This is a genomic window from Streptomyces sp. PU-14G, from assembly GCF_041028275.1.
Classification (GTDB): Bacteria; Actinomycetota; Actinomycetes; order Streptomycetales; family Streptomycetaceae; genus Streptomyces.
In genome coordinates this window covers 17,907-28,965 of record NZ_JASKYT010000053.1, presented here as the reverse complement: position 1 = coordinate 28,965, position 11,059 = coordinate 17,907, and the positions used below count along the sequence as shown (strand labels likewise).

Annotated in this window: 10 protein-coding genes; 2 read left to right on the top strand and 8 right to left on the bottom strand. The window is 70.1% G+C overall.

The window, feature by feature from the left end; all coding sequences use genetic code 11:
• Positions 1-486: 486 nt before the first annotated feature.
• From AB8Z75_RS09470 to thyX, 3 genes are all read right to left on the bottom strand, one after another.
• On the bottom strand, positions 487-2,172 hold the full coding sequence (locus AB8Z75_RS09470; RefSeq protein WP_369200980.1) for a ribonuclease J: 1,686 nt from the start codon (positions 2,170-2,172) through the stop codon (positions 487-489).
• Between the two features lie 165 nt (positions 2,173-2,337).
• Complete coding sequence (gene dapA / locus AB8Z75_RS09465) at positions 2,338-3,237, bottom strand: 4-hydroxy-tetrahydrodipicolinate synthase (protein WP_369200979.1); 900 nt, start codon at positions 3,235-3,237, stop codon at positions 2,338-2,340.
• Between the two features lie 247 nt (positions 3,238-3,484).
• Entirely contained in the window at positions 3,485-4,177 is a 693-nt protein-coding gene (thyX, locus tag AB8Z75_RS09460; RefSeq protein ID WP_369200981.1) for an FAD-dependent thymidylate synthase, read from the bottom strand.
• 324 nt (positions 4,178-4,501) lie between these two features.
• Between thyX and AB8Z75_RS09455 the strand changes: the two genes are divergently transcribed.
• On the top strand, positions 4,502-4,738 hold the full coding sequence (locus AB8Z75_RS09455) for a hypothetical protein (RefSeq protein WP_369200977.1): 237 nt from the start codon (positions 4,502-4,504) through the stop codon (positions 4,736-4,738).
• Between the two features lie 157 nt (positions 4,739-4,895).
• Positions 4,896-5,477, top strand: coding sequence for a hypothetical protein (locus AB8Z75_RS09450; RefSeq protein WP_369200976.1), 582 nt, complete (start codon positions 4,896-4,898; stop codon positions 5,475-5,477).
• A gap of 20 nt (positions 5,478-5,497) precedes the next feature.
• Here AB8Z75_RS09450 and AB8Z75_RS09445 read toward each other — a convergent pair whose 3' ends face one another.
• The 5 genes from AB8Z75_RS09445 to rpsO form a co-directional block, all read right to left on the bottom strand.
• A complete protein-coding gene (locus AB8Z75_RS09445; protein ID WP_369200974.1) occupies positions 5,498-5,947 on the bottom strand; it encodes a hypothetical protein in 450 nt (149 codons plus the stop codon).
• A 14-nt stretch (positions 5,948-5,961) separates the two neighbouring features.
• Positions 5,962-6,714 carry a 4-hydroxy-tetrahydrodipicolinate reductase gene (dapB, locus tag AB8Z75_RS09440; protein WP_369200972.1) on the bottom strand — a complete coding sequence of 251 codons (753 nt, stop codon included), beginning with the start codon at positions 6,712-6,714 and terminating at the stop codon, positions 5,962-5,964.
• 45 nt (positions 6,715-6,759) lie between these two features.
• Positions 6,760-8,142, bottom strand: a complete 1,383-nt coding sequence (locus AB8Z75_RS09435) for a M16 family metallopeptidase (RefSeq protein WP_369200971.1) — start codon at positions 8,140-8,142, stop codon at positions 6,760-6,762.
• A complete protein-coding gene (locus tag AB8Z75_RS09430) occupies positions 8,139-10,403 on the bottom strand; it encodes a polyribonucleotide nucleotidyltransferase (RefSeq protein ID WP_369200970.1) in 2,265 nt (754 codons plus the stop codon). The genes AB8Z75_RS09435 and AB8Z75_RS09430 overlap by 4 nt, the downstream gene beginning before the upstream one ends.
• Positions 10,404-10,709: 306 nt before the next feature.
• The gene (gene rpsO, locus AB8Z75_RS09425) at positions 10,710-11,000 is read right to left on the bottom strand and encodes a 30S ribosomal protein S15 (protein WP_016470189.1); all 291 of its coding nucleotides are present in this window, start codon (positions 10,998-11,000) and stop codon (positions 10,710-10,712) included.
• Positions 11,001-11,059 lie beyond the last annotated feature (59 nt).

Sequence of the window (11,059 nt, the reverse complement as noted above, 5' to 3'; positions counted from 1 at the left end):
CCGCCAGCGTTCGTCCTGAGCCAGGATCAAACTCTCCGTGAATGCTTCAATCATCCACAGGAAGAGCGGAACAGGCCGGAGGAATAATCCAACCCGTCCACAGCGTCCTCGCTGTTGTGTATTTCAAAGGAACCTCAACCCGCCGGAACAACCCGGCAGGTCGGGGTATCAACATATCTGGCGTTGACTTTTGGCACGCTGTTGAGTTCTCAAGGAACGGACGCTTCCTTCGAAACGAATCGGTCCTGACGATGCAGTACCGGTTTCTCCGGACGTTTGCCCTTTCGGTGTTTCCAACCTTACCAGAATCTTTCCGGCTCGTTTTCCGGGCCGTTTTCCGATTCCGGGGTACCGGTCTCCCTGCGGCCGTAGGCGGCCCCGGGTTCCCGGTGCGGTGGAGCCGTAAACGTACTGGAGCGGAGCGCCCGGAGGCAAATCGAGGGCGCCCCGCTCCCGTCGGGGCTCCTGCGGAGCCCCGACGAAGGGTCAGACCTCGACGACCACGGGCAGGATCATCGGGCGCCGGCGGTAGCTGTCCGAGACCCACTTGCCCACCGTGCGGCGCACCAACTGCTGGAGCTGGTGGGTCTCCGCGATGCCGTCCTGGGCGGACTTGGCGAGGGCTTCGTCGATCTTCGGCATGACGGCGGCGAAGTCGGTGTCGTCGATTCCGGAGCCCCGGGACTGGATGTGGGGGCCGCCCACGATCTTCCCTGTGGTGCTGTCGACCACGATGAAGATCGAGATGATGCCTTCGTCCCCGAGGATGCGGCGGTCCTTGAGGGAGGACTCGGTGACGTCGCCGACCGAGAGGCCGTCGACGTACACGTATCCGGCCTGGACCTTGCCGGTGATCTTGGCCTTGCCGTCGACCAGGTCGACGACGACGCCGTCCTCGGCGATCACGATGCGGTCCTGGGGGACGCCGGTGGCCGCGCCCAGTTCGGCGCTGGCGCGCAGGTGCCGCCACTCGCCGTGGACCGGCATCAGGTTGCGGGGCCGGCAGATGTTGTAGAAGTACAGCAGCTCGCCCGCGGAGGCGTGGCCCGAGACGTGCACCTTGGCGTTGCCCTTGTGGACGACGTTGGCGCCCCAGCGGGTGAGGCCGTTGATGACGCGGTAGACGGCGTTCTCGTTGCCCGGGATGAGGGACGACGCGAGGATCACCGTGTCGCCCTGGACGATGCGGATCTGGTGATCGCGGTTGGCCATCCGGGAGAGGGCCGCCATGGGCTCGCCCTGGGAGCCGGTGCAGACCAGCACGACCTCGTCGTCTGGCAGGTCGTCGAGCGTCTTGACGTCCACGACGAGTCCGGCGGGGACGTTGAGATAGCCCAGGTCGCGGGCGATGCCCATGTTGCGGACCATGGAGCGGCCCACGAAGGCGACGCGGCGGCCGTGTTCGTGTGCGGCGTCCAGGATCTGCTGGATGCGGTGTACGTGGCTGGCGAAGCTCGCCACGATGATGCGCTTCTGTGCGCTGGAGAAGACCTGGCGCAGCACCGAGGAGATCTCGCGCTCGGGCGGCACGAAGCCGGGGACCTCGGCGTTGGTGGAGTCGCTCAGCAGCAGGTCGATGCCCTCCTCGCCGAGGCGGGCGAAGGCGCGCAGGTCGGTGAGGCGGCCGTCCAGCGGGAGCTGGTCCATCTTGAAGTCGCCGGTGTGGACGACCATGCCCGCCGGGGTGCGGACGGCGACCGCGAGGGCGTCGGGAATGGAGTGGTTGACGGCGAGGAACTCGCAGTCGAACGGGCCGATGCGTTCGCGGTGGCCTTCCTCCACTTCCAGCGTGTACGGCCGGATGCGGTGCTCCTGGAGCTTGGCCTCAATGAGCGCGAGGGTGAGCTTGGAGCCGATCAGCGGGATGTCCGGCTTCTCGCGGAGGAGGTAGGGGACACCGCCGATGTGGTCCTCGTGCCCGTGGGTGAGGACGATGCCGTCGATGTCGTCGAGGCGGTCCCTGATCGTGGTGAAGTCGGGAAGGATCAGGTCGATGCCGGGCTGCTCCTCCTCGGGGAAGAGGACGCCGCAGTCGACGATCAGGAGTCTGCCGCCGTATTCGAAGACGGTCATGTTGCGGCCGATCTCGCCGAGACCACCCAGGGGGGTGACGCGGAGGCCGCCCTTGGGGAGCTGAGGAGGCGGACCGAGCTCAGGATGCGGATGACTCAAAAGACTCTCCTTACCACGCGCGCCACGCACCCGCCTGGGTACGTGGCGCGCGGTATTCATGATGCGTACGGGCACGCGCAGGGCGTGCGTACGTGACGTGCGTGTTCCGTTGGGTCGTGCACTGTGCCGGTGTCCGGCGGTATGCAGTTGTGGGAAGTCTGAGGACTACAGGTGTACCCCGCCGTGGGCGAGATCGTGCGTGAGCTGGTCCAGCTCCTCGGGCGCGAGTTCGACCAGCGGGAGGCGCAGCGGTCCGGCCGGATGGCCGAGCCGGGCGAGCGCGGCCTTGGTGGTGATGACGCCCTGGGTGCGGAACATGCCGGTGAAGACCGGCAGCAGCTTCTGGTGGATCTCGGTGGCCTTGGCGACGTCGCCGCTCAGGTGCGCCTCGAGCAGTGCGCGCAGTTCCTGGGTGACGACGTGGCCGACGACGGAGACGAAACCGACGGCGCCGACGGACAGCAGCGGGAGGTTGAGCATGTCGTCGCCGCTGTACCAGGCGAGGCCGCTGGTGGCGATGGCCCAGCTGGCGCGGCCGAGGTCACCCTTGGCGTCCTTGTTGGCGACGATGCGGGGGTGCTCGGCGAGCCGGACGATCGTCTCGGTGTTGATCGGGACACCGCTGCGGCCGGGGATGTCGTAGAGCATCACCGGCAGCTCCGTGGCGTCGGCGATGGCGGTGAAGTGCCGGTACAGGCCCTCCTGCGGGGGCTTGCTGTAGTAGGGCGTCACCGCGAGGAGCCCGTGGGCACCGGCCTTCTCGGCGGCGCCGGCCAGCTCGATGCTGTGGGCCGTGTCGTTCGTGCCGGCTCCCGCGACCACGTGGGCACGGTCGCCCACGGCCTCCACGACCGCCTTGACGAGCTGGGCTTTCTCCGCATCGGAAGTGGTCGGGGACTCTCCGGTGGTGCCGTTGACGACGAGACCGTCGTTGCCTGCTTCCACCAGATGGGCAGCGAGCTGCTGCGCGCCGTCGAGGTCGAGCGCACCGTCCGCGGTGAACGGCGTGACCATCGCGGTCAGGACCCGCCCGAAGGGCGTCTGCGGTGTGGAGGTCGGAGCCATGGGCTCCACGCTACTCGCAGCGGACCCCGCGGCGCCGCCTCGGGGCGTCCGTTGCGGTGGGGAAGAGGGCCCCGGCACTGCCTGCTCGGGGGTTCAGGCAGTGCCGGGACCGCACAATCACCCTAGATGAACATCTCGAACCGCCGCAATACGGACACCTCCTCCGGGGCTCCGACCGGAGGGCAGGAAGCGCAGCCGGGTGACCGTCCGTGGGCGGCCCCTGCCGGTGGGCGGCGGAGCGGTCCGCTCAGGGGGCGACGCGTCCGTTGGCGTTGAAGGCGGCGTGGGTCAGCGGCATCAGCTTCGACCACTGCTCCTCCATCGCCTCCCCCACCATCTCGATCTCCCGCTGCGGGAAGCTGGGCACCTTGGCCTGTTCGTGCTGGGTGCGCAGCCCGAGGAAGTGCATCAGCGAGCGCGCGTTGCACGTCGCGTACATGGACGAGTAGAGGCCGACGGGCAGGACGGCGCGGGCGACCTCGCGGGCGACACCGGCCTCCAGCATCTCCAGATACGTCTCATAGGCCGTGCGGTACACGCCCGCCATGGCGCGGCCCGTCAGCGCGTGCTGCTCGGCCGTGCCCTCGACGAACTCGTACTTGCCAGGGCGGCCCTGCTGGACGAGCTTGCGGGAGGCGCCTGGCACGTAGAAGACGGGCTGGAGCTGCCGATAGCGGCCCGACTCCTCGTTGTAGGACCAGCCGACGCGGTGGCGGTGGAACTCGCGGAAGACGAAGAGGGGGGCGCTGATGAAGAAGGTCATCGAGTTGTGCTCGAAGGGGCTGCCGTGCCGGTCGCGCATCAGGAAGTTGATCAGACCCTTGGAGCGTTCCGGGTCCTTGTTCAGCTCATCCAGGGACTGCTCCCCCGCGGTGGAGACCCGGGCGGCCCACAGCACGTCGGTGTCGGCGGCGCTGTGCTTGACCAGCTCGACCGTCATGTCGCTGCGGAAACTCGGGGCGAGCGGGGCGGAGGTGTCGGTCACCTGCGGGGTCCTTCCACGTACGTCTTCCAGGGGCGGGAACAGCCTACGGGGAGGCTCCGACAGCCTCGGCTGCCCCGGGCCGATAGCCCGTTTTGGCGACCCTTAACCGGACAAACGAGACTCGGGACCAAGAAACGGCACCCCCAGTGACATTCCTTCGCCCCGCGATTGATATTTTTCACATGGGTCCGGCGGCAGCGGGCACTCGGAAGCCGCCCCGGACGTTGTCCCCGTACCAGCGACCAACCACCCAGAACGATCACGCAGGAGCGCCCCGTCATGTCCCGCCGCGGAGAGACAGTCCCGTTCGCCTTCATAGCCCAGGCTGACCGGTTCCGCAGCAATGTCACCCCGCCGCCCCGTGCCCGCCGCAGCTTCCGCCAGGTCGCAGGCAGCGCCCTGGTCGGAGTGACGATCGTCGCCGGTCTCGTGGGCTCCGTCCTGCTCGGCGGACCCGCGCTCACCGACAACCAGGTCCCCGCCCGGGACCACCCGGCGGCGGCCGAAGGCCGCTGACCTCTCACGGCCACCCCTGGGAACGGCACCCGGGGGTGGCCGCTTGCGCCTGCCCTCGCTAATGTCACCGCTCACACCGCCGCGCCCGCCCGCGGCGGCAGCCAGCCGTGGGACGGCCCCGGGCCGCCCCCTGTCGTGAGCGAGCGAGGACCCTGCCGTGCCCCTGCCCTTTGTGACGGCCGACCGTGAGGACCGCGTCCAGGCGGCGCAGGCGGTGACGCTCGCCGAGGCCGACCGCGACCTGTGGCGGCGGCCCTACCGCCCGGGCCCGTGGCGGGTGGGCGGTGGAGCGCTGCTCCTCCTGCTCGCTTCGTACGTGCTCTTCTCGGCCCTGATCATCGCGCTGGCCGGTTCCCTGCCCAGCGCGGCGGTCTGCGCGGGCTGCGGCGTGCTGGTGATCGTGCTGGCCGTGCGGCTGCTGCGGGCGGGCGTGTGGGTCAGTTCGCACGGTCTGCGCCAGGCGGGGCTCTTGCGTACGACGACCCTGCCCTGGGCCGAGGTGGGGGTGGTGCGCACGGTGCAGCGGCCTGTCAGATGGCTGGGGATGCCGCGGACGGTGCAGGGCCAGGCACTGGTGCTCTACCCGCGGGCGCGCGCCGGCGCCGGGGGCGCGACGTCGGACGCCGAGGACCGCCGGATACTGCTGACCGACCACAACGCCGACTTCCTCCCGCGCCGCCCCGGCTTCGAGCGGGCCGCGGACGTCATAGAGAGCTGGGCGGCGGAGTCCTGCGGCTGACGCGGCGGCGCGGCGATCTGTCAGCCGCGGGGTTCGGCCTCGTGCAGGGTGATGGCGTGCTGCATGGCTTTCCTGGCCCTCGGGGTGTCGCGGGCGTCGTGGTAGGCGACGGCCAGCCGGAACCACGAGCGCCAGTCCCCCGGGTGCTCTTCCGTCTCGGCTTGGCGGCGGGCGAAGACCGCGTCGGCGGAGGCCCGGTCGATGCGCCCTGACGGTGTGCGCTCCAGCTCGTCGACCGGGAGTCCGCCCTCGGCCTCGAGCTCCCGCGCGAGCCGTCCGGCGCGGCGGGCGAAGCGCGTGGTGTGCCACAGGAACCACGCGCCGATGAACGGCAGTACGAGCACCGCGACGCCGAAGGGCACGGTGACGGCGGTGCCCTGCTCGATCAGGAGCACGCCCCGGCTGCCGACCAGGACGAAGTAGACGACCAGGACGGCGGCCAGCAGAAAGTAGGTGAGCTTCGCGCGCACGGTGCCGTACCCCGTCAGTCCAGGTCGAGGAAGTGTTCGAGCCCGAAGGTCAGCCCCGGGTTGGCGGGCACCTTGCGGACCCCCAGCAGGACGCCGGGCATGAATGAGCTCCGGTGCAGGGAGTCGTGGCGGATGGTGAGCGTCTCCGCCTCGTCCCCGAAGAGGACCTCCTGGTGGGCGACCAGACCGCGCAGCCGTACCGCGTGCACCGGCACGCCGTCGACGTCGGCGCCGCGAGCACCGTCCAGCGACTGCGTGGTGGCGTCGGGCTGAGCCGGCAGCCCCGCGCTCTCACGGGCCTGCCCGATCAGCTGCGCGGTGCGCACGGCCGTGCCGCTGGGCGCGTCGGCCTTGCCAGGGTGGTGCAGCTCGACGACCTCGACCGACTCGAAGAAGCGGGCGGCCTGCTGGGCGAAGCGCATCGTCAGCACGGCCCCGATGCCGAAGTTCGGGGCGATGAGGACGCCGGTGCCGGGCGAGTCGGCCAGCTGGGCGCGCACCGCCGTCAGCCGCTCGTCCGTCCACCCCGTGGTGCCGACGACGGCGTGGATGCCATGGGCCAGGCAGTACTCCAGGTTTCCCATGACGGCGTCCGGACGGGTGAGGTCGACGGCCACCTGCGTGCCCGCCTCGGTGAGCGCGCTGCGCGCGTCCCCGCTGCCCAGGGCCGCCACCAGCTCCATGTCGTCGGCGCCCTCGACCGCTCGCACGGCCTCGGAGCCCATCCGGCCGCCTGCGCCGAGGACGGCTACGCGCAGCTTGCTCATTGTGCTCGTTCCTTTACGTGGTGGGTGGGAGAGGTGGGGCGGGCGTCAGGCGACGGTCTCGTGCAGCCGGGCGGCCTGACGGTCGGTGAGCTGCCCGATGACCGACAGCGAGGGGCGCCGGCTCAGCACGTCGCGGGCGACCTCGCGGACGTCGTCGGGCGTGACGGCGTCGATCTTGCCGAGCATGCCGTCCACGGACATCTGCTCGCCCCAGCACAGCTCGCTCTTGCCCAGGCGGTGCATCAGCGCGCCGGTGTCCTCCAGGCCGAGCACCGTGGAGCCCGACAGCTGTCCGATGGCGCGCCGCACCTCGTCGTCGGTCAACCCGTCTCGCGCGACCTGGTCGAGCTCGTCGCGGCAGATCTTCAGCACGTCGGACACCTGTCCGGGACGGCAGCCCGCGTAGACGCCGAACAGGCCGCAGTCCGCGTAGCCGGACGTGTAGGCGTAGGTGCTGTAGGCCAGGCCGCGCTTCTCGCGGATCTCCTGGAAGAGCCGGGAGCTCATGCCTCCGCCCAGCGCGGTGCTCAGCACCGCGAGGGGCCAGCGGCGCTCGTCGTGCCGCGAGACGCCGGGCAGCCCGAGCACCACGTGGGCCTGCTCGGTGGCCCGGTCCACGAAGTCGACCCGCCCGCCGGTGCGCAGGGCGCGGCTGCCCGAGCGGGGCCCGACCGGCTGCTCGCCCTGCGTGCGGGCGAGCGCGCCCGCACGGTCGAACGCGGCGCGCACCTGCTTGACGACCTGCGCGTGGTCGAGGTTGCCCGCCGCCGCGACGACCAGCCGCGTCGGGTCGTAGTGCTTCTTGTAGAAGCGGGCCACCTGGTCGCGGGTCAGCGCGTTGACGGTCTCCACGGTGCCCAGCACGGGGCGCCCCAGCGGGGTGTCGCCGAACATGGCGTGTGCGAACAGGTCGTGGACGCAGTCCCCGGCGTCGTCCTCCGTCATGGCGATCTCTTCGAGGATCACGCCACGCTCCGCCTCGACCTCGGCGGGGTCGATGACGGAGGAGGTCAGCATGTCGGAGAGGACGTCGACGGCCAGCGGCAGATCGGCGTCCAGGACCCGCGCGTAGTAGCAGGTGAACTCCTTCGTGGTGAAGGCGTTCATCTCGCCGCCCACCGCGTCCAGTGCCGCGGAGATCTCCAGCGCGCTGCGCCGCCCGGTGCCCTTGAAGAGCAGGTGCTCCAGGTAGTGCGTGGCGCCACCCAGCGCCGGGGTCTCGTCGCGGGAGCCGACGTGCGCCCAGATGCCGAGCGTGACGGAGCGCACGGTCGGCACGGACTCGGTGATCACGCGGAGCCCGCCGGGCAGCACGGTCTTGCGGACGGTGCCCGCGCCGTTCTCGCCCTTTATCAGAGTGGTGGTACGGGCGACGGCCCGCCCTGCCGGTGAGGCGGGGCGGGCCGTCGTACGGGACGCATGGGTCACTTCGCGGTCTCGTCCTCGCTCGCGGCGGAGCCGCCCTCGGACTTCTCCGCGCCCCCCGCGGCGGAGCCGCTGTCGGACTCTTCCTCGTCCAGGACGGGGATGAGGGAGAGCTTGCCGCGCTGGTCGATCTCGGCGATCTCCACCTGGACCTTCTGGCCGACGCCGAGGACGTCCTCGACGTTCTCCACGCGCTTGCCGCCGGCCAGCTTGCGGATCTGCGAGATGTGCAGCAGACCGTCCTTGCCGGGCAGCAGCGAGACGAAGGCACCGAAGGTGGTCGTCTTGACGACCGTGCCCAGGTAGCGCTCGCCGACCTCGGGCATCGTCGGGTTGGCGATGCCGTTGATGGTGGAGCGCGCCGCCTCGGCGGCCGGGCCGTCGGCGGCACCGATGTAGATGGTGCCGTCGTCCTCGATGGTGATGTCGGCGCCAGTGTCCTCCTGGATCTGGTTGATCATCTTGCCCTTCGGGCCGATGACCTCGCCGATCTTGTCCACCGGGATCTTGACGGTGATGATCCGCGGCGCGTTCGGGGACATCTCGTCCGGGACGTCGATGGCCTCGTTCATCACGTCGAGGATGTGCAGCCGCGCGTCGCGGGCCTGCTTGAGGGCCGCGGCCAGCACGGACGCCGGGATGCCGTCCAGCTTGGTGTCGAGCTGCAGCGCGGTGACGAACTGCTTGGTGCCGGCGACCTTGAAGTCCATGTCGCCGAAGGCGTCCTCGGCACCGAGGATGTCGGTCAGCGTCACGTAGTGGGTCTCGCCCTCGATCTCCTGGGAGATCAGGCCCATGGCGATACCGGCGACCGGCGCCTTGAGCGGCACGCCGGCGTTCAGCAGCGACATGGTGGAGGCGCAGACCGAGCCCATGGACGTCGACCCGTTGGAACCCAGCGCCTCGGACACCTGGCGGATCGCGTACGGGAACTCCTCGCGCGTCGGCAGCACCGGCACCAGCGCACGCTCGGCGAGCGCGCCGTGGCCGATCTCGCGGCGCTTCGGCGAGCCGACGCGGCCCGTCTCACCGGTGGAGTAGGGCGGGAAGTTGTAGTTGTGCATGTAGCGCTTGCGGGTCACCGGCGAGAGGGTGTCCAGCTGCTGCTCCATGCGGAGCATGTTCAGCGTGGTGACGCCCAGGATCTGGGTCTCGCCGCGCTCGAAAAGCGCCGAGCCGTGCACCCGCGGGATGGCCTCGACCTCGGCGGCCAGGGTGCGGATGTCGGTGACACCGCGGCCGTCGATGCGCGTCTTCTCCTTGATGACGCGCTCGCGCACCAGGGTCTTGGTCAGCGCCCGGTAGGCGGCCGAGATCTCCTTCTCGCGGCCCTCGAACTGCGGGAGCAGCTTCTCCGCGGCGACCGCCTTGACGCGGTCCAGCTCGCTCTCGCGCTCCTGCTTGCCGCCGATGGTCAGCGCCTGGGCCAGCTCGTCGCGGACGGCGGCGGTCAGCGCCTCCAGGACGTCTTCCTGGTAGTCCAGGAAGATCGGGAACTCGCCGGTCGGCTTGGCGGCCTTCGCGGCGAGGTCGGCCTGGGCGCGGCACAGCACCTTGATGAAGGGCTTGGCGGCCTCGAGACCCGCGGCCACGACCTCCTCGGTCGGCGCCTCGGCGCCGCCCTTGACCAGCTCGATGGTCTTCTCGGTGGCCTCGGCCTCGACCATCATCACCGCGACGTCGCCGTCGGGCAGCACACGGCCGGCGACGACCATGTCGAAGACGGCCTCCTCCAGCTCGGAGTGGGTCGGGAAGGCCACCCACTGGCCGCGGATCAGCGCGACGCGGGTGCCGCCGATCGGTCCGGAGAAGGGCAGCCCCGCCAGCTGCGTGGAGCAGGAGGCGGCGTTGATGGCGACCACGTCGTAGGCGTGGTCGGGGTTGAGCGCCATGACCGTCTCGACGATCTGGATCTCGTTGCGCAGGCCCTTCTTGAAGGAGGGGCGCAGCGGGCGGTCGATCAGCCGGCAGGTGAGGATGGCGTCCTCGGAGGGCCGGCCCTCACGGCGGAAGAAGGAGCCGGGGATCTTACCGGCCGAGTACATCCGCTCCTCGACGTCGACCGTCAGGGGGAAGAAGTCCAGCTGGTCCTTGGGCTGCTTCGAGGCCGTGGTGGCCGACAGCACCATGGTGTCGTCGTCCAGGTAGGCGACGGCGGAACCCGCGGCCTGCTTGGCCAGGCGGCCCGTCTCGAAGCGGATGGTGCGGGTGCCGAATGCGCCGTTGTCGATCACGGCTTCGGCGTAGTGGGTCTCGTTCTCCACCAGGAATATCTCCTCGTCGTCGTCCGCTGCACGTCGCGGCGGACCGTGTGCTCGACGGAGCGCTCCCGGTGCGGGCCGGTCTTCGATCGAAGCTCCCGGAGCCGCCGTGGATCTCCACGGGTCCGGGGGCCACTACCGAGGACCGGCGTCGGGGTGCGCTCCTGCCTCGTACTGTCTCGTACTGTCGTTGTGCGATGTCTCGCGTGAACAAGACTACAAAGCTTCGCCGTCCCGTGAGAGACGGCTGTGCTCCGCATACGTCGAAGGGAGCGGCCCCCGTACGGGAACCGCTCCCTTGACCAGCTGCTAGCGGGCGCCCGCCGCGCCGCGGCGGATGCCGAGGCGCTCGACCAGCGCACGGAACCGCTGGATGTCCTTCTTGGCCAGGTACTGCAGCAGGCGGCGGCGCTGGCCGACCAGCAGCAGCAGACCACGGCGCGAGTGGTGGTCGTGCTTGTGGGTCTTCAGGTGCTCCGTCAGGTCGCTGATACGACGGGAGAGCAGCGCCACCTGGACCTCGGGGGAGCCGGTGTCACCCTCCTTGGTGGCGAACTCGGAGATGATCTGCTTCTTCGTCGCGGCGTCGAGAGACGACACTCGTACTCCTAGGGGTCGTGGCCGCCGAGCGCCCCTGGTCTGTGTCACAGGGGATTCTT